This window comes from Sphingobium sp. SA916 (assembly GCF_002894065.1).
GTDB classification, from domain to species: Bacteria; Pseudomonadota; Alphaproteobacteria; order Sphingomonadales; family Sphingomonadaceae; genus Sphingobium; species Sphingobium fuliginis.
On the sequence record NZ_LXYF01000074.1, the window covers coordinates 40,147 to 61,002 of the forward strand.

General features: G+C 67.5%; 20 protein-coding genes. 12 read left to right on the forward strand and 8 right to left on the reverse strand.

Features of this window, described 5'->3' with window-relative positions:
- Positions 1-70: 70 nt before the first annotated feature.
- Complete coding sequence (locus A8G00_RS20875) at positions 71-2,266, forward strand: AsmA family protein (protein WP_103001576.1); 2,196 nt, start codon at positions 71-73, stop codon at positions 2,264-2,266.
- A gap of 116 nt (positions 2,267-2,382) precedes the next feature.
- Here the strand turns inward: A8G00_RS20875 and hisN are convergent, their stop codons facing one another.
- On the reverse strand, positions 2,383-3,168 hold the full coding sequence (hisN, locus tag A8G00_RS20880) for a histidinol-phosphatase (protein WP_103001577.1): 786 nt from the start codon (positions 3,166-3,168) through the stop codon (positions 2,383-2,385).
- A gap of 127 nt (positions 3,169-3,295) precedes the next feature.
- On the opposite strand from hisN, the gene A8G00_RS20885 reads away from it, so the two are divergent.
- Together A8G00_RS20885 and A8G00_RS20890 are read left to right on the forward strand one after the other, a co-directional pair.
- Positions 3,296-3,724 (forward strand): VOC family protein, encoded by a 429-nt coding sequence (locus tag A8G00_RS20885; RefSeq protein ID WP_103001578.1) that lies wholly within the window; start codon positions 3,296-3,298, stop codon positions 3,722-3,724.
- A gap of 54 nt (positions 3,725-3,778) precedes the next feature.
- Positions 3,779-4,015, forward strand: a complete 237-nt coding sequence (locus A8G00_RS20890) for a hypothetical protein (protein ID WP_048576373.1) — start codon at positions 3,779-3,781, stop codon at positions 4,013-4,015.
- A gap of 93 nt (positions 4,016-4,108) precedes the next feature.
- Here A8G00_RS20890 and A8G00_RS20895 read toward each other — a convergent pair whose 3' ends face one another.
- The gene (locus A8G00_RS20895) at positions 4,109-5,044 is read right to left on the reverse strand and encodes a ribose-phosphate pyrophosphokinase (protein WP_025548240.1); all 936 of its coding nucleotides are present in this window, start codon (positions 5,042-5,044) and stop codon (positions 4,109-4,111) included.
- Between the two features lie 131 nt (positions 5,045-5,175).
- Between A8G00_RS20895 and A8G00_RS20900 the strand changes: the two genes are divergently transcribed.
- On the forward strand, positions 5,176-6,837 hold the full coding sequence (locus tag A8G00_RS20900) for an NAD+ synthase (RefSeq protein WP_103001579.1): 1,662 nt from the start codon (positions 5,176-5,178) through the stop codon (positions 6,835-6,837).
- Positions 6,838-6,842: 5 nt separating this feature from the next.
- On the forward strand, positions 6,843-8,171 hold the full coding sequence (gene gltX / locus A8G00_RS20905) for a glutamate--tRNA ligase (RefSeq protein ID WP_103001580.1): 1,329 nt from the start codon (positions 6,843-6,845) through the stop codon (positions 8,169-8,171).
- A 167-nt stretch (positions 8,172-8,338) separates the two neighbouring features.
- Here the strand turns inward: gltX and A8G00_RS20910 are convergent, their stop codons facing one another.
- The 4 genes from A8G00_RS20910 to hemC all read right to left on the reverse strand — a co-directional run bounded on the left by A8G00_RS20910 (position 8,339) and on the right by hemC (position 11,711).
- Positions 8,339-9,088, reverse strand: coding sequence for a triacylglycerol lipase (locus tag A8G00_RS20910; protein ID WP_103001609.1), 750 nt, complete (start codon positions 9,086-9,088; stop codon positions 8,339-8,341).
- A gap of 124 nt (positions 9,089-9,212) precedes the next feature.
- Complete coding sequence (locus A8G00_RS20915) at positions 9,213-10,097, reverse strand: hypothetical protein (RefSeq protein WP_025548244.1); 885 nt, start codon at positions 10,095-10,097, stop codon at positions 9,213-9,215.
- Between the two features lie 10 nt (positions 10,098-10,107).
- Positions 10,108-10,776 carry a uroporphyrinogen-III synthase gene (locus tag A8G00_RS20920; RefSeq protein ID WP_103001581.1) on the reverse strand — a complete coding sequence of 223 codons (669 nt, stop codon included), beginning with the start codon at positions 10,774-10,776 and terminating at the stop codon, positions 10,108-10,110.
- Positions 10,773-11,711 (reverse strand): hydroxymethylbilane synthase, encoded by a 939-nt coding sequence (hemC, locus tag A8G00_RS20925; protein ID WP_103001582.1) that lies wholly within the window; start codon positions 11,709-11,711, stop codon positions 10,773-10,775. Before hemC ends, A8G00_RS20920 begins: the two co-directional genes overlap by 4 nt.
- Positions 11,712-11,756: 45 nt before the next feature.
- Here hemC and tsaD point away from each other — a divergent pair, with 45 nt between their 5' ends.
- From tsaD to A8G00_RS20940, 3 genes are all read left to right on the forward strand, one after another.
- On the forward strand, positions 11,757-12,791 hold the full coding sequence (gene tsaD, locus A8G00_RS20930) for a tRNA (adenosine(37)-N6)-threonylcarbamoyltransferase complex transferase subunit TsaD (protein ID WP_103001610.1): 1,035 nt from the start codon (positions 11,757-11,759) through the stop codon (positions 12,789-12,791).
- On the forward strand, positions 12,788-13,774 hold the full coding sequence (locus tag A8G00_RS20935) for an NAD(P)H-dependent glycerol-3-phosphate dehydrogenase (protein ID WP_048576379.1): 987 nt from the start codon (positions 12,788-12,790) through the stop codon (positions 13,772-13,774). The genes tsaD and A8G00_RS20935 overlap by 4 nt, the downstream gene beginning before the upstream one ends.
- Positions 13,775-13,861: 87 nt before the next feature.
- Positions 13,862-15,358 (forward strand): lipopolysaccharide biosynthesis protein, encoded by a 1,497-nt coding sequence (locus A8G00_RS20940; protein ID WP_103001611.1) that lies wholly within the window; start codon positions 13,862-13,864, stop codon positions 15,356-15,358.
- 39 nt (positions 15,359-15,397) lie between these two features.
- Here the strand turns inward: A8G00_RS20940 and A8G00_RS20945 are convergent, their stop codons facing one another.
- A complete protein-coding gene (locus tag A8G00_RS20945) occupies positions 15,398-16,399 on the reverse strand; it encodes an adenosine kinase (RefSeq protein WP_044661192.1) in 1,002 nt (333 codons plus the stop codon).
- Between the two features lie 110 nt (positions 16,400-16,509).
- Here A8G00_RS20945 and A8G00_RS20950 point away from each other — a divergent pair, with 110 nt between their 5' ends.
- Positions 16,510-17,190 (forward strand): EI24 domain-containing protein, encoded by a 681-nt coding sequence (locus A8G00_RS20950; protein ID WP_103001583.1) that lies wholly within the window; start codon positions 16,510-16,512, stop codon positions 17,188-17,190.
- Positions 17,187-17,561, forward strand: coding sequence for a hypothetical protein (locus A8G00_RS20955; RefSeq protein WP_025548253.1), 375 nt, complete (start codon positions 17,187-17,189; stop codon positions 17,559-17,561). The genes A8G00_RS20950 and A8G00_RS20955 overlap by 4 nt, the downstream gene beginning before the upstream one ends.
- 73 nt (positions 17,562-17,634) lie before the next feature.
- Here the strand turns inward: A8G00_RS20955 and queG are convergent, their stop codons facing one another.
- Positions 17,635-18,657, reverse strand: coding sequence for a tRNA epoxyqueuosine(34) reductase QueG (gene queG / locus A8G00_RS20960; protein WP_103001612.1), 1,023 nt, complete (start codon positions 18,655-18,657; stop codon positions 17,635-17,637).
- Between the two features lie 43 nt (positions 18,658-18,700).
- Between queG and A8G00_RS20965 the strand changes: the two genes are divergently transcribed.
- Together A8G00_RS20965 and A8G00_RS20970 are read left to right on the forward strand one after the other, a co-directional pair.
- Positions 18,701-19,657, forward strand: coding sequence for an ABC transporter ATP-binding protein (locus A8G00_RS20965; RefSeq protein ID WP_044661195.1), 957 nt, complete (start codon positions 18,701-18,703; stop codon positions 19,655-19,657).
- Positions 19,654-20,844: an ABC transporter permease gene (locus A8G00_RS20970; protein WP_044661196.1), complete on the forward strand. Its 1,191-nt coding sequence runs from the start codon at positions 19,654-19,656 to the stop codon at positions 20,842-20,844. The genes A8G00_RS20965 and A8G00_RS20970 overlap by 4 nt, the downstream gene beginning before the upstream one ends.
- Positions 20,845-20,856 lie beyond the last annotated feature (12 nt).

Consider the following 20,856-nt stretch of genomic DNA (forward strand, 5'->3'; position numbering starts at 1 on the left):
GCCCATAGTCGGAAGCATCCCCGAACGCAAGCGATTCGGACCCAAAAAGGCGGATCGGCGTTGAACCGCCATGGCCGACGCCGATCCCCTCCGGCCGGACATGCCGGCAAGCCCCGATCGGCCGGATAGGCCGACAAGCGAAATGCTGCGCCCCCGCGGCACGGGCCATTATGTCCAGCGCGCCAGAGGGGGCTGGCGAAGGCTCCCCCTGCCGGTGCGCATCCTGCTCTGGATCGTCGGCATTCTCTTCGCGCTCTGGCTCATGCTCTTCATCACCAAGGGCCGCTTCCTCAAGCATCCCTTCGAACGGATGCTCGGCAACCGCCTTGAACGCCCCGTGCGCGTCGGCGGCGACTTCCAGCTCTATTTCGACCCCATCACGATCAAGTTCCGCGCCGAGCATATCGCCGTCGCCAATACGCCCTGGGCCAGCCGGCCCGCCTTTTTCCGCGCCGACCTGATCGATAGCCGGATCGCGCCCCTCAGCCTTCTCTTCGGGGACAAGTACAAGGTCCGCTGGCTCGAACTGCGCAATGCTGCCGCCGATCTGGAATGGTCGCGCGACGGCAGGAGCAACACATGGACCTACGGCGATCCCGGCAGGAAGGGCGAGCCGCTCAACCTGCCGTTGATCCGCCGCGCCCTCCTGGCCGGTACGACGCTGCGCTATCGCGACCCCCGCATGCAGCTTGACGCCGACATCGGATTCGAGACGGTGAGGGCGCAGGACACCCGCTTTGCCAGCGACGTGCGCTTTTCCGGCACGGGCACGATGCGGGGCCGCCCCTTCAGGCTGCGCGGCGGCCTGCTCTCGCCCAACCAGACGGTGACGGGCGGCCGGAACAGGCTTGCCCTCCGGGCCGAGGCTGGCGCGACCGTGCTGGAGGTCAGCGGCACGCTTCCCGGCGCGACGGAGATCGAGGGGGCGGACCTGCGCCTGCTCACCCATGGCCCCAATCTTGCGCGGCTGTTCGATTTCCTGGGCGTCGCCATTCCCGAAACGCGCGCCTATCGCTTCACCTCCGCGCTGACCAAGGCTGGCGAGGAGTGGCGGTTCACCCATCTCAAGGGCCGTTTCGGCGACAGCGATCTGGCGGGGCGCATGACCGTGTCCCTGCCCGACGATCGCCTGCTGCTGAAGGCCGACCTCGCCACCCAAAGCCTCGACATCGTCGATGTCGGCCCCTTCATCGGCTATGACCCCCAGCGGCTGGAGAGGCAGGGCAAGGCGGGCGCGATCCAGACGGTGGGCGGCACGCCGCGCGTCCTGCCCGACGCGCCGCTGCGGGTGGAGGCGCTGCGCAATTTCGATGCGCGCGTCCGCTATGACGTCCGCCGGGTCCGCGCCGACAATCTGCCGGTGTCCAATATCGGCCTGACGCTCTCGCACGACCGCAGCCTGCTCAGGCTGTCGCCGCTGACATTCGACATGTCGGGCGGTCATGTCAGTTCCGACATCAGCATCAATGCCCGGACAGAACCCGTTCGCACGAGCTACGACATACGACTGTCGCCCACGCCCATGGGCAAGCTGCTTTCCCGCTGGGGCGTGGAGGAATCCGGCACCACCGGCACGATCAAGGCGCGCGTCCAGATGACCGGCCTCGGCAACACGCTGCACGATTCGCTCAGCACGTCCAACGGTCGCATCGCCGTGATCCTGCCGGCGGGCTCCATGTGGGCGCGCAACGTCCAACTGGCGGAACTCGACATCGGCACCTTCATCACCAAGATGTTCCAGAAGAAGCTGAAGGACCCGGTGGAGATCAATTGCGGCCTGATCGCCTTCACCGTGCGCAACGGCGTGGCCGCCGCCGATCCGATCATCATCGACACGCGCAAGAATGTGATGCTGGGCCGGGGCGGCTTCTCCTTCCGCAACGAAAGCCTGGACCTCGCCTTCCGCGCCGACGGCAAGAAGTTCAGCCTGTTCTCGGGTCAGTCGCCTGTCGGCATCACGGGATATTTCGCCAGGCCGGGCATCGACGTGATCAGCCCCGAACTGGTCGCGCGCGGCGGCGCGGCTGCGGCGCTCGGCATAGCCGCCACGCCGCTTGCCTCGGTACTTGCCTTCGTCGATGTCGGGGATGCCAAGAGCGTCGCCTGCGGTCCGGTCCTTGCCGGCGCGACGGCCGCCGCCCAGCGCACCAAGGGCGGCAAGCCCCGCGACGATGTCGGCCGCGGCACCACGGCCAAGGATGAAGCCGGCAAGGGCAATGCCCGCGAAAATAAGAGCCAGAAGAAGAAATTCCTGGGCATCTTCTGATGCACTGGCGCCCTGCACCAATCGCGGGGTGCTGAGCGGCGACAGGCTAATTTCCCAGCTAACAGATCGCCGTCTGAGCTGGACGAGTGATACACCCTGCTGAAATAATTAGCGCCCTAATCACCCTCATGCCCCTCGGCCAATGCCTCCAGCACGTCATCCAGCCGCGCGGCGTCGCCCAGCGCTATCACCTGACCGTCGCTGTCATGCGTGAGCGGTTCGCCGGTCCAGTCGCACATCCGCCCGCCCGCGCCCTCCACCACCGGCACCAGTGCCGCCAGATCGTGCAGCTTGAGACCCGCCTCGACCACGATGTCGACATGACCCGACGCGACCAGCCCATAATTATAGCAGTCCCCGCCCCAGACCGTGTCGCGGCATTGCCCCGCAAGGCGTGAGAAATGCTCGCCGCTGCAGCCCGGGAAAAGCTGCGGCGCGGTGGAGGCCAGGATCGCCTCGTCCAGGGCGCGGCAGGCGCGGGTGGTCACCGGCTTGCCGTTGAAGGTCGTCGGCTGCCCCATCATTCCCGCCCAGCGTTCCTCCGCAATGGGCTGGTCGATGATCCCGACGGTCGGCCAACCCGCCTGGGTCAGCGCGATCAGCGTGCCGAAGATCGGCCGCCCGGCGATGAAGCTGCGCGTACCGTCGATGGGATCGAGGATCCATACCCGTTCCGCATCCTCGCGGCTCGCGCCATATTCCTCCCCGATGATGCCGTCCTGCGGCCGTTCCTTCTCCAGGATCGCGCGGATCGCTGCTTCCGCAGCCCTGTCCGCCTCCGTCACGGGGGACTTGTCGGATTTGAATTCCATGTCGTAGCGCGCGCGGAAAAAGGGGCGGATCGCCGCGCGGGCGGCGTCGGCAAGGCGGTTGGCAAGGGCCAGATCGTCGCGGGTCGTCATGCCATGGGCCTAGAGCATTTTCCCGCCTGGCGGAACGGTCGACCGCCGGGAAAATGCAAAGGACTGTCGCGACGGGCGAAGTTAAAGGATAGGCTGGGTCTCTCCGATTCCCTGAAGGAGGGATGTGATGCCCGGTTCTTCCGTCATCCCCGGCCTGCGCTATGCCGATGCGCCCGCCGCCATCCGGTTTCTCTGCCGGGCTTTTGGTTTCGAAGTGCAGGCCAGCTACGAAGATGCGGACGACCCGCACATCGTCCATCATGCCCAGCTGGTGCTGGGGGAGGGCATGGTCATGCTGGGCAGCGTCCGCGACGGAGCGACGGAATCGCTCTATAGCTGGAGCACGCCCAGGGAACTGGGCGGCGTCACCACCTGCATCTATGTGGTCGTGCCCGACGCCGACGCCCACTGCCTTCACGCACGGAATGAAGGCGCCGTCGTGGTCAGCGAGCCGCACGACAATGACGGCTATCCCGGTCGCGGCTATGAAGCGCTCGATCCAGAAGGCAATGTCTGGAGCTTCGGCACTTACGACCCCTGGGCGCATTCCGCCTAAACTTCCGCCGGTTCGCGCCGTCCTATCCTTCGACATGTCTCGAAGGAGTTGCTGGTGGCGCTGGTCGGCTGGATTGTAAGTTTCATGGCCCTGTTCGGAGGGCTGGCGCTGTGGCAGGATCTGCCGGTCGACGGCTCGCCCGCATTGGCCAACATCCTGTTCATGCTGGCCCTGCTGACCTGCCCCTGGTTGTGGCGCGACAAGCCGCTCGGCATTTCACTCAGCCAGCGCATCTTCCTGGCGATGGCGCTGGTGTGCAGCCTGCCGCTGCTGTTGTTTCCGCGCAACTGAGCAAAGTCGCGCCGCACGACTTTGCCCAACGGACATGAAAAAGGCTGCCGATGGGATCATCGGCAGCCTTTTTTCGGCTTCCTCGCGGCGATCTCAGTCGAACAGGCTGGAAACGGAGCTTTCGTCCGCGATGCGCTTGATCGCCTCGCCCAACAGGGGAGCGATCGGAAGATGGCGGATGCTCTTCGCGCCGCAGACCGCATCCGTACCCTGGATCGAGTCGGTGATGACCAGTTCCTTGAGTTCCGACGCCTCGACCCGCGCCACCGCGCCGCCCGACAGCACGCCATGGCTGACATAGGCGGCCACCTCCTCAGCCCCCGCCGCCTTGAGCGCGGCGGCGGCGTTGCAGAGCGTGCCCGCCGAATCGACGATGTCGTCGATCAGCACGCAGAAGCGGCCCTTCACGTCGCCGATGATGTTCATGACCTCCGATTCGCCCGCGCGCTCGCGCCGCTTGTCGACGATGGCGAGGGGGGCGTTGTCCAGCCGCTTGGCAAGGGCGCGGGCGCGCACCACGCCGCCCACGTCCGGCGACACGACCATCAGGTTGCGGTCGCCGAAGCGCGCCTGGATGTCGGCCGACATGACCGGCGCGCCGAACAGATTGTCGGTCGGAATGTCGAAGAAGCCCTGGATCTGCCCGGCGTGCAGGTCCACCGACAGCACGCGGTTGGCGCCTGCGGTGGTGATGAGATTGGCGACCAGCTTGGCCGAGATCGGCGTGCGGGGGCCGGGCTTTCGATCCTGCCGGGCATAGCCGAAATAGGGGACCACCGCCGTGATTCGCTTGGCCGACGCGCGCTTCAGCGCATCGATCATGATCAGCAGCTCCATCAGATTGTCGTTCGTCGGATAGCTGGTCGACTGGATCACGAACACGTCCTCGCCGCGGACATTCTCGTGAATTTCCACGAAAACCTCTTCGTCGGCGAAGCGGCGGACGCTCGCGTCGGTCAGGGGAATCTCGATATAGTCGGCGATGGCGGCCGCGAGCGGCTTGTTGGAATTGCCGGTCATGAGCTTCATGGCCAAACCCCTAGAACTAAATGGCGTGACAAATTGGTGACGCTGTCGGAACGCGGCCCCTTTAGCGGCGGAGGCCCCTCCTGAAAAGGCGCTTTTGCGCGCTGCTGCAAAATGCTCTAGGGGCGCGGACCATGACCGACAAACTCGTGATAGCCCTGGCCCAGATGACGCAGTCGGTGGGCGACTTGTCCGCCAATGCCGACGCGATGCTGGAATGGCGTGCGCGGGCGATGGAGGCGGACCTCATCGTCTATCCCGAACTGCAACTGATCGGCTATCCGCCCGAGGATCTGGTGCTGAAGCCCGCGCTGGTGGACCGGGCCAATCATGAGCTGGACCGGCTGGCGCAGGCGACCGCCGACGGCGGCCCCGCCATGCTGGTGGGCACGGTCGTGGCGTCGCAAGGCGTCCTGTTCAACGTCGTCGCCCTGCTGGAGAATGGCGCGGTCACCGCCATCCGGCAGAAGCGGGAACTGCCCAATTACGGCACCTTCGACGAAAAGCGCCTGTTCGCCCCCGGTCCGCTGCCCGCGCCCATCGACTTCCGGGGCGTTCGCATCGGCGTCCCGATCTGCGAGGACATCTGGTTTCCCTTCGTCACCGCCCATTTGCGGGCGGAAGGCGCGGAAATCCTGATCAGCCCCAACGGCTCCCCGTTCGAGGTCGACAAGGACGACCGCCGCATCAACGCCGTCGCGGGGACCCGGGTTCGTGAAACCGCCCTGCCGCTCGTCTATCTGAACCGCGTTGGCGGGCAGGACGAACTGGTGTTCGACGGCGCCTCCTTCGTCATGAACGGCGACCTCAGCCTGGCGCACCAGCTTCCCGACTGGGAAGAGGCGCTGGTCCTGACGCACTGGGAAAAATGGGAAGGCCAGTGGGTCTGCCTTCCCGGCGAGCGTCACGCGCTCGATGATCGCCCCGCCGACATCTACAACGCCATGGTCCTGGGCCTGCGCGACTATGTGAACGGGAACCGCTTTCCCGGAGTCGTGCTTGGCCTGTCGGGCGGCATCGACTCGGCCCTTTCCGCTGCCGTCGCGGTGGACGCGCTGGGCGCCGACCGGGTGTGGTGCGTGATGATGCCATCGCGCTTCACCAGCCGGGAAAGCCTGGACGATGCCATCGAATGCGCCCGCCTGCTGGGCGTCCGCTACGACAGCATCCCCATCGAACCCGCGGTGGAGGCTTTCGATGCGATGCTGGCCGACGTCTTCGCCGGCCGCCAGCGCGACCTGACGGAGGAGAATATCCAGTCCCGCATCCGGGGCGTGACGCTGATGGGCCTGTCCAACAAATTCGGTCATATGCTGCTCACCACCGGCAACAAGAGCGAGATGTCGGTCGGCTATGCCACCATCTATGGCGACATGGCGGGCGGCTATTCGGTGCTGAAGGACGCCTATAAGACGACGGTGTTCGACCTTTGCCGCTGGCGCAACGAGAATGTCCCGTCGCTGGGCGAGGGGTTCGGCCCCCATGGCCCCGTCATGCCCGAGCGCGTCATCACCAAGCCGCCCAGCGCCGAATTGCGCGACAACCAGAAGGACGAGGATAGCCTGCCCCCCTATGAGGTGCTGGACCCCATCCTCTACGGTTTGGTGGAGGAGGAACTGTCGGTCGAGCAACTGGTCGCCCGCGGATTCGAACGCGACACGGTCGCCCGTATCGAACGGCTGCTCTATGTCGCGGAATATAAGCGCCGGCAGTCGCCCCCGGGCGTCAAGCTTGGCATCCGCAATTTCGGCCGCGACCGCCGCTACCCGATCACCAACGCCTTCCGCACGCTGTAAACCGCATGACAGTCATCACCCGCTTCGCTCCGTCGCCCACCGGCAACCTCCATGTCGGCAATATCCGCGCCGCGCTGCACAACTGGCTGTTCGCGCGCAAATATGGCGGCCAGTTCCTGCTGCGCCTCGACGACACCGATCTCGAACGCTCGCGCCCCGAATATGCCGACGGCATCAAGGCGGACCTGAACTGGCTCGGCCTGCATTGGGACGGGGAGGAGAAGCAGTCCGGCCGCTTCGCCCTCTATGAGGAAAAGTTCGAAGCGCTCAAGGCGTCGGGCCATGTTTATCCGGCCTATGAAACCGCGCAGGAACTGGACCTGCGCCGCAAGGTGCTGCTGGGTCGTGGCCTGCCGCCGGTCTATGACCGGGCGGCGCTGGCCCTGAGCGCGGACCAGATTGCGGCCTATGAAGCCGAAGGGCGTCGGCCGCACTGGCGCTTCAGACTAAATTATGACCTGCCCATCGGCTGGACCGACCTGATCCGCGGCGACCAGCGCTTCGACCCGAAACTATTGTCCGATCCGGTGATCCGCCGCGCCGATGGAAGCTGGCTCTATATGCTGCCGTCGGTGATCGACGACATCGCCATGGGCGTCACCCATGTTCTGCGCGGGGAAGACCATGTGTCCAACACCGCGACGCAGATCCAGATGTTCGCGGCGCTGGGCGCGACACTGCCCGCCTTCGCCCATGAAGCGCTGCTGACCGGGAGCGAAGGCAAGCTTTCCAAGCGGCTGGGGTCGCTTGGCGTCGCACATTTTCGCGAGAGCGGTCTTGAACCGATGGCCATCGCCTCCCTGCTGGCGCGGTTGGGCAGTTCCATGCCGGTGGAACCCTTTACGGACCTGCAACCGCTGATCGACAGCTTCGACTTCGCCCATTTCGGCCGTGCGCCAGCACGCTTCGATGAAGGGGAACTGGCGAGCCTCAACCAGAAGATCGTCCACCTGCTGCCCTATGCGGCTGTTGCGGATCGTTTGCCCCAGGGCATGGACGAAGCGGCCTGGGACGCCATCCGCCCCAATCTGGAAACCGTGGCGGGGGCGGCTGACTGGTGGCGGATCGTCACTGGCCCGATCGACGCGCCACTCCCGGCGGACGAAGATCGCGACTTCCTGGCCCTGGCGCATGCCCGGCTGGCGGAGGCGAGCTTCGATGCCGCCATCTGGCGAACCCTGACCGAAGCGCTGAAGACGGAAACCGGCCGCAAGGGCAAGGCGCTGTTCCTGCCGCTGCGCCGGGCACTGACCGGACTGGACCATGGACCGGACATGGGCCAGCTCTTGCCGCTGATCGGGCGGGAAGAAGCCTTGGCGCGTCTGTCGGTCTGATCGGGAGATTTGGCGAGGAGCGGACCAGAAGACCGTTCGGGCCAAGCTTGTCGAAGCCCTTTATGCCTGTTTTTGCGCCACAGTTCCAAGGAAGAAGTGAAGCCCGGTGGGAGAAAGCAGGCCTGTCCGCTCTCCACCCGGGCCACTATCCCGGGGCTCCGAAAGCCCTACCGCTGCATAAGCGCCAGCGCCCGGCCCACGGCCAAAATCCCTTCCGGCGCGGCTGCGAAGCCCATGTGGGTGCAGTCGACCTCGATTGCCCGATCCCGCTCGCCGACGCGCCCCTTGGCGCATTGGGGCAGTATCACGCCATCCCGACGCGACCAGAGCGCCACGGTCGGCACCGGCGGTTTTTCCTCACGCCGGCAGGTGAAGGGCGGCCGGTCGACCGGAAATCCGGAAACGAGCTGGTAGAGCCGCCACGCATGATTGGCGCGGGGATCGCCGGAAAAGGGCGTACCCATCGTCACGACGCCGCCGACCTTATGCGTGGCGAATTTGGCATATTCCCGCGCGAACAGCCCGCCCAGGCTCCAGCCCACCAGAGTGACGGGCGCTCCGGTCTCACGCCTTATGGCGTCCACCCGGCGGTCGATCTGTTCCAGACTGTCCGGCTTGGGTCCGAAATTGCGGCCCATGCCCCAGCCATGCGCCTCATAACCCGCCGCGTTCAGCACGGCGCGTAAAGGCTCCATACGCTGCTCGCTTGCGAGCAGGCCCGGGATCAGCAGGACTTGCCGCCCATCGCCATGGATGGCCCGCGCCAGTTGGGCGACCTGCGCCCGTGTCCGCGCCAGATCGAAAGGCACCGATGCATTGCCCAACAGATGCTGGAGCGACGGCCGCTCGGCCGCGCGAGGTCCGCTGGCCAGGCGGCTCTTCCAGAAACTGGCAATGGCGTCGGCATAGGGCGGCACGAAAATGTCTTTACCTTCTTCCAACAGGAAAAATGACATTCTCATGACACAGGCTCCCGAGTCCATGGAGATTTGTCCACGGGCATGAACGGTTCGCCGTTTGTGACAGTGGCTTATGGAAGGATCAGGGCGCCAATGGAGAGGTCTGCGCCACCGGCGCGCCGTCGGCCGCCCGCAACTGGCGCGGCTCCAATATCGCGGCCGTTTCGATCAGGTCCAGCGCCCGCCGCGCTTCCATGTAGCGCCGCGCATATTGCATCCATCGGTCGGCCGCCGCGCGCCCCGGCATCTGCTCCACCTCGGCCAGAGCCGCGCCGACCTGCGATCCGTCCAGATAGCGCAGCGCCCGGTCCAGCGCTGCCTGCGGCCGGGGAGAGGGGGTGGACGCCCGGTGAATGGTGATGATCTCCCGCGCCTCATGTTCCAGCGCTTCCCACCAGCTCGCGTCGGCGGGCGGGACGGTGACCCGGTCGGCCAGGGCCGTCAGCCCGGCGCGCAGGTCGGCCAGCGTCACCGGTTCCCGCGCGGCGTTGATGATGGTCGCCACCGCGCGCGGCTGCGCCTGTCCGAAACGAAGGCGCAACTGGCCTTCGATATAGCCGAGCGGCGTCCCGCTATCGAGCGCCCGCCGCGCCGCGAAGGCGACCAGCAGGCCCTCTGCGCGCGCCGCATTGCCCGACGCCGCCTGCGCCTCCACCGTGATGCGGTTGAGCCGTTCCTCCAGTTGCACGACGCGCGCGTCCAGCATCTGCCCGGCATCGGCGGACAGCGGCCGCATCGGCACGCCCGGCGCGGCGGCATTCAGCAACGGATCGCTCAGCACCGACGGCCGTTGCGGTGCATTCCACCGCTGGATGCGCGGCAGGGCGAGGACGGTCAGCACGACCCCGACCGCAAAGGCGAGCAAGACCAGCAGCACCAGCAGCCAGGATCCGCGTCGCGCCGGGGGCGGCGCCGCTACGCCGCCGGACGGGCCATCCGTGTCGCTCATCAAGGGCTTTTCTTCCATATGAGGCGAATCATTCGCATAATCGGACGGCAAGGGCCAGCATCCTCTCATCATCGGGCTTATCGGGCGCCTGAGCGCTGGCCCATCCGGTGCCGCAGGCGACCAGCGCCGCAGGGCTGATGGCGATCAGGTGGAGTGATCTGCGCAGCCCCGGACCCACATGGCGCGCCAGCAATTCGCCGGCACGCGGGGAATGGACCAGAAGGACGCTGCCGGCCTCCAGCCGCTCCGCCCATCCCTCATCGCCGGTCCGCAGCATTTCATAGACGACGACCCGCTCGATCCGCAGCGCGCCCGCGTCGATCGGCGCCACCGTCCGCCCCGCCAGATGCAGCACATCGTCATGCCCGTCCGCCGCGATCCGCCGCGCAATGGCGGTGCCTTCGCCATCCCCGGCGACGACATCTGCGAATCCGGCTTCCTCCAGCGCCTTCGCCGTCGCCTGTCCGACCGCATAGACGGGCAACTTCCGATAGCGGGCCAGCCCTTCCCCCGCCAGCCGGGCCGCACTGGCACTGGTCAGCAACAGGGCGTCGAATCTTTCCGGGGCAGGGGCCTCCCATTGCAGCGCCCGGGGCGCGAACAGCGGAAAGACCCGCGTTTTCAGCCCCAGTTCCGCCGCCCGTGCCGCGGTCTTGCCCGCCCCCGGTTCAGGCCGCAGGATGACGAGGGGCCTCACGCCTCGAACAAAGCCCGCAGCGTCGGGCTGGCCCTGTCCAGCAAAGCGCGTCCCATCCTTTCCGCGGCGGCGGCATCGTCCCGCCCGATCCGCAGCGCATCGCTGACCGTCTCCTGCCCGTCGGGGCTGATGATCTCGGCCCGCAGATGGACCCGCCCATCCTCCAGCCGGGCCAGCGCCGCAATGGGCGAATGGCAGGTGCCGCCGAGCCCGGCCAGCACCGCGCGCTCCGCCATCACGCAATCGAAGGTGTCGGCGTCGCTGATCGACGCCAGCAGATCGAGCGCCGCTTCATTGTCGCTCAGCGTCTCGATGCCCACGGCGCCCTGGGACGGCGCGGGCAGCATGACCTCGACGGGGATGGTGACGCCCACATCGTCCTGGCCCAGCCGGTCGAGCCCGGCCGCCGCCAGCAGGGTCGCATGCGCCTCCCCCCTTTCCAGCTTGGCGAGCCGCGTCGCGACATTGCCGCGGAACAGGATGACCTCCGCGTCGGGCCGAAGCCGCTTGACCTGCGCCGCCCGGCGCGGCGAGCTGGTGCCCACCAGCGGCCTTTCGGGGAGCGCCGCGAAACTGTCCGCGCCCACAAGGCGGTCGCGCACATCGGCGCGGGGCAGCATGGCGGCGACGCGGATTTCGGCGGGCCGGATCGTCTCCACATCCTTCATCGAATGGACGGCGAAATCGATCTCGCCGCTGGCCAGCGCGCGGTCCAGCTCCTTGGTCCAAAGCGCCTTGCCGCCGATTTCCGCGAGCGGCCGGTCCTGAATGCGGTCGCCGCTGGTCTGCACCACGACGATCTTGACCGCGCCCTCGTCCCAGCCGTGGCGCGCCCGCAGCGCCGCCACCGTCATATGGGCCTGCGCCAGCGCGAGCGGGGAGCCACGCGTGCCAAGGCGAAGGGGCGTGTGGGGCGGACGGGAAGGCTTTTGCATGATCCCGCTTGCTCTAATGATCGCGGGCATTAGATGGAAGCGGCAATGACGATCATCCTCGGCCTGGAATCAAGCTGCGACGAAACCGCGGCGGCGCTGGTGACGGCGGAGGGCAGGATCCTGGCCCACCGCCTCGCCACGCAGGAGGAGGCGCATCGCCCCTATGGCGGCGTCGTCCCGGAAATCGCCGCCCGCGCCCATGTCGAGGCGCTTTCGCCCTTGATAGAGGCGGCTCTGAAGGACGCCGACCTTACGCTTGGCGATGTGGACGTGATCGCCGCCACCGCCGGCCCCGGCCTGATCGGCGGCGTGATGGTCGGCCTCGTCACCGGCAAGGCGCTCGCCCATGCCGCGAACAAGCCCCTGATCGCGGTCAACCATTTGGAAGGCCATGCCCTTTCGCCGCGCCTGGCCGATCCGACGCTGCAATTCCCCTATCTGCTGCTGCTGGTGTCGGGCGGCCATTGCCAGTTGCTGCATGTGCGGGGGCCGGGCGACTATGCCCGCCTGGCCACCACCATCGATGACGCCAGCGGAGAGGCCTTCGACAAGACCGCCAAGCTGCTCGGACTGGGCTATCCCGGTGGACCGGCGGTGGAGAAGGCCGCCGCCGATGGCAATTCGAGGGCCGTTCCCCTGCCACGCCCGCTGGTCGGCACCGCCGAGCCGCATTTCTCCTTCGCCGGCCTCAAGAGTGCGGTCATGCGCGCCGCCCAGTCCGGCCGATATTCGACCGAGGACATCGCCGCCAGCTTCCAGCAGGCCGTCATCGACTGCCTGATCGACCGCACCGAGCGGCAGTTGGCGGGCCTTCAGGACATCACCGCCCTCGTCGTCGCGGGGGGCGTCGCCGCCAACCAGTCGATCCGCGCCGCGTTGGAAGCGCTCGCCGCAAAGCACGATCTGCCCTTTGTCGCGCCGCCGCTCTGGCTCTGCACGGACAATGCGGCGATGATCGCATGGGCCGGGGCGGAACGCTATGCGGCGGGCCTGATCGACGACCTCACCGTCCCGGCGCGCCCGCGCTGGCCGCTGGACCCCGGTGCGGAAAAGGCGCGCGGCGCAGGAGTGAAAGCATGAAGGCTCCCTCCCTGAAGGCAGGCGTCATCGGAGCAGGCGCCTGGGGCACCGCGCTGGCCCAGACGCTGGCGGCGGACGGCCGGCATGTCCGCCTCTGGGCGCTGGAACCCGAAGTCGTGGCCGCGGTCAACGGCGACCGCCAGAACCCGCTCTACCTGCCCCATATCCCGCTCAGCGCCTCGATCGAGGCGACAGGCGACATGGCCGCCATGGCCGACCGCGATCTGCTGCTGATCGTCAGCCCTGCCCAGCATCTGCGCACCGTCGTGGCGCAGGCGCCGGCGGGCACGCCGCTCGTCCTCTGTTCCAAGGGGATCGAGGCGGGCACCAGCCTGCTGATGTCCGAGGTGGCGATGGAAGCGCAGCCGACCTCGCCCATCGCCGTCCTTTCGGGGCCGACCTTCGCGCATGAGGTCGCCAGGGGCCTGCCCACCGCGATCACCCTCGCCTGCGCCGACGCCGCTCTTGCCGCGAAGATCGCGGGCCGCATCGCGCGCCCTGCCTTCCGCCCCTATCTGTCCGACGATGTCGTCGGCGCGGAGATTGGCGGGGCGGTGAAGAACGTCCTCGCCATCGCCTGCGGCGTCGCGGAGGGCGCGGGCCTGGGCCTCAATGCCCGCGCCTCGCTGATCAGCCGGGGCTTTGCCGAAATGACCCGCTTCGGTCTGGCCAGGGGCGCCCGCGCCGAAACGCTGGCTGGACTTTCCGGACTGGGCGATCTCGTCCTTACCTGTTCCTCGACCAACAGCCGCAACTTCTCGCTCGGCAAGGGGCTGGGGGAGGGGCGGGCTGCCAGCGACCTGCTGGCCAACCGCCGGACCATCGCGGAAGGGGCCTTTACCGCGCCCGTGCTGCGGGAAGCCGCCCGCGCCGCCCATGTCGAAATGCCCGTGGTCGAGGCGGTCTGCGCCCTGCTCGAAGATGCCGCGCCGCTCGCCCAGGTGATGGATGCGCTGCTCGCCCGTCCGCTGCGCGCCGAATAAATTCATCGCCCTATCATCATTTGTTGCTACAGTCCGGCTCCACAAAATGACGCGACAGCATTGATGTCACAGGGGGATCATAATTCTTTGGCGGCTGAAGGGGCCTCTCCCGCGCAGCAGGACGATATTGCGGCGCTCGCCAAGGGTGGACGGACCAATGTGTTCGGTTTCCTGCTCCGCCTCGCGGCGCGCCTGCCGTTCCTGTTCATCGCCGGCCGCTGGTATGGCGCCGACGCGCTGGGCCGCTTCGCCTATGCGGTGCTGGTGGTGGAGTTCGTCGCCCAGCTCGCGACGCTCGGCCTGAAACGCGGCCTTGCGGGCGCGCTCGCCCAGACCGAGCGGCCGCACAGCCATGTCGTGACCGACGCCATGGTGGTGACGCTGATCGCCTCCCTGATCGGCAGCGCGCTCCTGGTCGCCTTCCCCCAGGCCATGTTCCCGAACAGCGGCATCAACGGCCTCGACCGCCTGCTCGCCCTGATCGTGATCGCGGTCGCCGGGTCCGACGTGGCGCTGGCCGCCTGCGCCTATCGCTTCGACATCGGCGCCACGGTGCGGGCCCGGTCCATCATCGAACCCTGGGCGATCAGCATCGGCGCCTTCGGCTTCGCTTATTATTCTACCCGCGACGGGCTGATCCTCTCCTATGTGGTCTCGATGATCGCCGCGCTGGTCGCCTCGATCATTCCGATGACCCGCCATTACGGCATTCCCTATGGCTGGCGCCCGGATTTCGGACGGCTGTGGCGGCTGGCGCGCCGCAATCTGCCGCTGGCGGCGGCGGACGGCGTGGAATGGGGGTCGCGCCGGCTGGACATGGCGATCCTCGGCCTGTTCGTCAGCCCCGCCGTGGTCGGCATCTATTATGTGGCGCAGCAGGTCGCCTCCCTGCCCCAGAAACTGAAGACCAGCTTCGACCCGATCCTGGGCCCCGTCATCACCCGCAATCTTTCGGAGGGCAATCTCACCGCCATAGCGCGGCAGGTGAGCCAGGTCGGCTTCTGGATCATCGCGGCGCAGGCGGGCATCGCGCTTGCGCTCGGCATTCCGGGCGAAGCAGTGATGGGGCTGGTCGGCCCCCATTTCGTCGGCGGAACGGGCGCGCTCGCCTTCCTGCTGCTGGCCGAAGTCGTGGCGGCGACCGCCGTGGTCAGCGAATCGGCGCTGGTCTATATCGCGCGGCACCGCAATCTGATGATCTCGCTGCTGATGATCGGGCTTCAGGCGGCGCTCAGCTTCGCTCTGATCTTCGTGGCGCGGCGCCTGGGCCTGCACGACATGGCCATCGCCGCCGCGCCGGCGCTGGCGCTCAGCATAGCGCTGGGCGTCAGTGCGCTGGTCAAGGCGCGCCTGCTGTCGAACCTGCTGGGCGCCAGGGTCAACGCCTGGCGCTGGCCGTTGCTCAGCGCTTCCGGCGTCGCCTGCATCGTTGGCGCGGCTTTCGTCGCATTGCCACCTCATTTCGAGTGGGTGGAGCTTGTCTTCGGCGTCTTCACCATCCTCGGCGTCTACGGCTTCGTCATCTGGCGCTGGGGATTCGGCCCCGACGACCGCGCGCTGTTCCGGAAGCAGAAGGCGGCCTGACGCAAAGGAAAAGGCCGGACTTTCGCCCGGCCTCTCATCTTACCCCAGCGTCTTCGCCCGGATCGCCTTCAGGTCGTCCTCCGGCCGCGCGCCCCAGTGGGAGATTACTTCGGCCGCCGCCGCCGCCCCCAGCTTCAGGCACTTCTCGACCTCCAGTCCCTCCAGATGGCCCGCCAGGAAACCCGCCGCGAACAGGTCGCCCGCACCGGTCGTGTCGATCACTTCGGCCACCGGCGCCGCATGCGCTTCGTACCGCACGCCGTCGACCATGGCGATCGCGCCCTTTTCGCTGCGGGTCGAGACCAGCACCGGCACTTTCGCGGCGATGGCGGCCACGGCGGCGTCGAAATCATGCACCCCGGCCAGCGACTGGATTTCGCCTTCATTGGAGAAGAGGATGTCGATCAGCCCCTGGTCGATCAGGTCGATGAAGTCGGCGCGATGGCGGTCGATCACGAAATTGTCCGACAGGGTGAAGGCGACCTTCCGCCCCGCGCCCCGCGCCGCGTCGATGGCGGCGCGCATCGCCGCGCGCGGCTGCTCCGGATCCCAGAGATAGCCTTCGAGATAGAGGATGGACGCGGAACGGATAAGGTCCAGGTCCAGCGCCGTTTCGGGCAGGAACTGCGACGCCCCCAGGAAGGTGTTCATCGTCCGCTGCGCATCGGGCGTCACCAGGATCAGGCAGCGGGCCGTCGGCACGTCGCCCTGCATCGCCGGCGTATCGTAGCGTATGCCTAGCGCGCGCACGTCATGGGCGAAGACGGCGCCCAACTGGTCGTCATTGACCTGCCCGATGAAGCCGCATTTCTTGCCCAGCGCGGCCAGCCCCGCCAGCGTGTTCGCCGCCGATCCGCCGCTGATCTCCTTGCCCGCGCCCATGTCGGCATAAAGGCTTTCCGCCGTTTCCGCGTCGATCAGCTGCATGCCGCCCTTGGTCAGCGCATGTTCGGCCAGGAAAGCGTCGTCGCTCCGGGCGAGCACGTCGACAATGGCATTGCCGATGGCGACAACATCAAGCGTGGGGGCAGCAGCGGTCACGCAAAATCCTTCGTGAATAAGGGGAAAAATCCCGCTGTCTCTACCGATCCGGCGCGCGCTGCGCAACGGCGCTGATTGACGCTGCGCGCCAGGGCGGGAATAGCTGTGTCATGGTCCTTGCCGCCGTCCTTCGCGCATTCCCTTCCATCTTCCACGGTGCCGCCCTCCGGCTGCTGTTCAGGACGCTGCTCCTGACCCTGCTCGCCTTCGCGGTCCTCGCCGCCGCCTTGTGGACCGGCATCCACGCCGCCCGCCTGCATTATGGCTGGATGCCGGGCGCGGGCTGGGGCGGGGTGGCGGAGGCGACCGCGACCGCCATCGGCGTGATCGCCGCCGGCTGGCTGCTGTTCCGCGCCACCGCCATGGCGATCATGAGCCTGTTTGCCGACGACATCGTCATTGCCGTAGAACGGGACAGCTACCCCGCGGCGGCCGCCCGCGCCCGGCCGGTCGGCTGGGGCCGCAGCCTTCGTTTCGCGCTGCGCTCCATCCTGCGGACCGTCGGCTGGAACCTGCTTGCCCTGCCGGCCTATCTGCTGCTGCTGGTGACCGGCATCGGCACGCTGGGCCTGTTCCTGATCCTGAACGCCGCCCTGCTTGGCCGGGACATGGCCGACATGGTCGAGCCCCGCCATCCCGACCTGCCGCCGATCCCGCGCGGCAGCCGGTGGCTCATGGGCCTCGCTTCGGCGCTGATCTTCCTCGTGCCGCTGCTCAACCTGCTTGCACCGATCTGGAGCGCGGCTATGGCGGTCCACATGCTGCACGGTGCCCGAAGGAACATGCCATGACCCGTCCTCATCCGGCGCTCGTCCTGGCTTCGCTCTTGACCCTCGCGGCTTGCGGAGGTGTCGTGCCGCCGCCCGCGACCCAGATCGCCCGTCCGCCCGCCGGTCCCCCGGCCAGCGCCTTCACCCGCCCCGGTCCGCTGATCGGATCGGACGCGAAGCAGCTCATGCACCTGTTCGGCCAACCCCGGCTCGACATTCGCGAAAGCACCATGCGCAAGCTGCAATTCGCCAATGGCCGCTGCGTGCTGGACGCCTATCTCTACCTCCCGCCGCAGGGGAAGGAGCCGCTCGTCACCCATGTCGATGCGCGTACGCCCACGGGCACGGACGTCGACCCCGCAAGTTGCTCTGCCGCCTTGCAGGCGAAATGATCTTTTTGATGGAAGAGCGAGGCGCTCCCGCGGAAGGCGGGAGCCCCGTTCATGCGCCTGAACAGGACAAGCGCTAGGCCAGCCGTTCCAGCGCCCAGCGAGCCGCCTCCGCCACCACCGGATCGTCGTCCGCCACCAGCGCCCGCAACCGGTCCGCCAACCCCCTGTCGCCGCTGTTCCCCGCCGCGATGGCGGCATTGCGCACCATCCGGTTCCGTCCGATCCGCTTGATGGGGGAGCCTGAGAAAATCTCGCGAAAGCCCGCATCGTCCAGCGCCAGCAGGTCGCCCAGTTCCGGGGCCGCCAGCTCCGCCCGCCCGACAAAGGCGCGGTTCGCCGCCGCCGCGTCCGCGAACTTGTTCCAGGGACAGACGGCCAGACAATCGTCGCAGCCATAGATGCGATTGCCGATCCCGGCTCGAAACTCCTCCGGTATCGGCCCTTTATGCTCGATGGTCAGGTAGGAAATGCACCGGCGCGCATCGACCATATAGGGCGCGGGAAAGGCGTCGGTGGGGCAGGCCGCCTGACAGGCGGTGCAACTGCCGCAATGGTCCTTCTCCGGCGCATCGGGCGCCAGCGCGATCTCGCTGTAGATCGCCCCCAGGAACAGCCAGCTTCCATGCGCACGGCTGACGAGATTGCTGTGCTTCCCCTGCCAGCCCAGGCCCGCGGCCTCGGCCAGCGGCTTTTCCATGACCGGGGCGGTATCGACAAAGACCTTGAGCGCGCCGGAATGCTGCTCAACCAGCCAGCGGGCGAGGGCCTTCAACCCCTTCTTGACCACGTCATGATAGTCGCGCCCCTGCGCATAGACCGAAATCCGCCCCCGGTCCGGCACATCCGCCAGCGCCAGCGGATCGCGCCCCGGCGCATAGCTCATCCCCAGCATGACGACGCTGCGCACGTCCGGCCAGAGCCCTTGCGGCGATCCGCGCTGCCCGGCGCGCTCCTCCATCCACAGCATCTCGCCATGATGCCCGGCGTCCAGCCATTGCCGCAGCCTTTCGGCCGAACGCGGCGCCGCATTGGCGGGCGCAATGGCGCAGGCCGCGAAGCCCAGCCGCAACGCTTCGGCCTTAAGCCGCTGTTCCAAGGTTTCGTTTTGCGTTGGCATGCGATGCGACTATCAGAGGCCGATGATCGGGGCTCCTCAACCGACCTATGCCGTCGAAGGGCGTGGTCTTGTCAAGACATTCGGTGATTTCCGGGCGGTGGACGGCATCGACATCGCGGTGCCCGCCGGGTCGATCTACGGCATTCTGGGCCCCAATGGCGCGGGCAAGACGACGATGCTGCGCACGCTGCTCGGCATCATCGATCCCGATGAGGGGCATCGCAGCCTGCTGGGCGATCCCGCGCCGCTGCGCCAGGCGCGCAATGTCGGCTATCTGCCGGAGGAACGCGGCCTCTATCCTTCGATGAAGGCGTTCGAAGCCATCGCCTTCATGGGCGCGCTGCGTGGCCTGCCGCTCAGGATCGGGCGGGAACGCGCCCGCGCCATGCTGGCGGACTATGGCATGGGCGCCTCCGCCGAAAAGCCGATCCGCCAATTGTCGAAGGGCATGGCCCAGACCGTGCAGCTTTTCGGCACCATCGTTCACGAACCGCGCCTGATCGTGCTGGACGAACCCTTTTCCGGCCTCGACGCCTTCAACCAGGGCAAGCTGGAGGCGCTGATCCGGGATCAGGCCCGGCGCGGCGTCACGGTGCTGTTCTCCACTCATGTCATCGCCCATGCCGAACGGCTGTGCGAGCGGGTCGCCATCGTCGCGGGCGGCCGCGTCCGTTTCGAGGGCACGGTGGACGACGCCCGCAACCGGCTGCGCCCGCAGGTGCGCTTGCGCACCCGCGCCAGCGATGGCGGCTGGCGCCGCGCCCTGCCCGCCGAAACCATGGCGCAGGATGGAACCTGGCATTTCGCCCTGCCGCAGGAGGGCATAGAACCGCTGCTGCGCGCCCTGCTCGACGGCAATGCCGGGATAGAAAGTCTGTCGATCGAACGACCCGGCCTGCACGACGCCTTCGTCGCCATTGCGGGCGAGGCGGCCGCCCGGCAGATGGAGGACGACCAACAGAGGGAGGAAGCGGCATGACCGAATTGATGCGCGCCGCCTTCGTCATCGCCCGGCGGGATTTCACCGCCGTGGTGCTGTCGCGCACCTTCATCTTCTTCCTGCTGGGGCCGCTGTTCCCGATCGTCATCGGCATGGCGTTCGGCGGGCTGGGCGACAAGATTTCGACCACCGACCTGCGCCCGGTCGTCGGCGTCGCCATGTCCCCCGCCGATGCGGCGCGGATGGAGCGCGCCCATGCCCGGCTGGCGGAGCGCATGGGGCCGCAAGCGCTGCCGGCGCTGCGCCGCGTGCCGCTGTCTCCTGCGCCGCGCGTTCAGTTGGCCGGGGCGAATGCGGACGTCATGGTGATCGTGTCGGGATCGCCCGCCCGGCCGGTGATGACCGGCCAGCCGCAGGACATCCGGCGGCTGGAAGGGGACATCAGCCTGCTCGCCAGCGCCGCCGTGGCCGAAAAGTCGCTGCACATGGTCCAGGTGGAGGCGCAGCAGGTCGCCACCAGCGTCGGCGCGCAGACCCAGGGCAGGCTGGTGATCGGCCGGATCGCGCAGATCGTCGTCTTCTTCCTCACCATCCTGCTCGCGGGCATGATCCTGTCCAATCTGGTCGAGGAAAAGACCAACAAGATCATAGAGATCCTCGCCGCCGCCGTGCCGGTCGACGCGATCTTCCTGGGCAAGCTGATGGCGATGCTGGCGATGAGCTTCGTCGGCATCCTCTTCTGGGGCGGGACCGCCTTCTGCGTGTTCCTGGCGCTGAAGACCCCTGGCGTCAGCCTGCCGGAGCCCGCCATCGGCTGGCCCCTCTTCCTGATGCTGGCCGTCATCTATTTCGCCATGGCCTATACGCTGCTCGGTTCCCTCTTCCTGGGCATCGGCGCGCAGGCGGCGACCGTGCGGGAGGTGCAGACGCTCAACATGCCCGTGACCATGGGGCAGATGCTGATCTTCTTCTTCGCCACCTATGCCGTCGACAAGATGGGATCGCCGCCGGAGGTCGCGGCGGTTATCCTGCCCTTCTCCTCCCCCTTCGCCATGATCGCCCGCGCGGCGCAGGTGGACACGCTCTGGCCCCATCTCCTGGCCATAGCCTGGCAGATGCTCTGGGTCGGCCTCATCATCCGCATCGGCGTGCTGCTGTTCCGCCGCCATGTGCTGAAATCGGGCGGCGGCTGGTGGAAGCAGCTGTTCAGAAGCGCGACAGGCTGACCCTGCTATGGC

Coding starts and splice junctions, on each gene's coding strand:
- A8G00_RS20875 (WP_103001576.1), top strand. CDS start 71: ATGGCCGACGCCGATCCCCTCCGGCCGGACATGCCGGCAAGCCCCGAT.
- hisN (WP_103001577.1), bottom strand. CDS start 3,168: ATGACGACCCGCGACGATCTGGCCCTTGCCAACCGCCTTGCCGACGCC.
- A8G00_RS20885 (WP_103001578.1), top strand. CDS start 3,296: ATGCCCGGTTCTTCCGTCATCCCCGGCCTGCGCTATGCCGATGCGCCC.
- A8G00_RS20895 (WP_025548240.1), bottom strand. CDS start 5,044: ATGAAGCTCATGACCGGCAATTCCAACAAGCCGCTCGCGGCCGCCATC.
- A8G00_RS20900 (WP_103001579.1), top strand. CDS start 5,176: ATGACCGACAAACTCGTGATAGCCCTGGCCCAGATGACGCAGTCGGTG.
- gltX (WP_103001580.1), top strand. CDS start 6,843: ATGACAGTCATCACCCGCTTCGCTCCGTCGCCCACCGGCAACCTCCAT.
- A8G00_RS20915 (WP_025548244.1), bottom strand. CDS start 10,097: ATGGAAGAAAAGCCCTTGATGAGCGACACGGATGGCCCGTCCGGCGGC.
- hemC (WP_103001582.1), bottom strand. CDS start 11,711: ATGCAAAAGCCTTCCCGTCCGCCCCACACGCCCCTTCGCCTTGGCACG.
- tsaD (WP_103001610.1), top strand. CDS start 11,757: ATGACGATCATCCTCGGCCTGGAATCAAGCTGCGACGAAACCGCGGCG.
- A8G00_RS20935 (WP_048576379.1), top strand. CDS start 12,788: ATGAAGGCTCCCTCCCTGAAGGCAGGCGTCATCGGAGCAGGCGCCTGG.
- A8G00_RS20950 (WP_103001583.1), top strand. CDS start 16,510: ATGGTCCTTGCCGCCGTCCTTCGCGCATTCCCTTCCATCTTCCACGGT.
- A8G00_RS20955 (WP_025548253.1), top strand. CDS start 17,187: ATGACCCGTCCTCATCCGGCGCTCGTCCTGGCTTCGCTCTTGACCCTC.
- A8G00_RS20965 (WP_044661195.1), top strand. CDS start 18,701: ATGATCGGGGCTCCTCAACCGACCTATGCCGTCGAAGGGCGTGGTCTT.
- A8G00_RS20970 (WP_044661196.1), top strand. CDS start 19,654: ATGACCGAATTGATGCGCGCCGCCTTCGTCATCGCCCGGCGGGATTTC.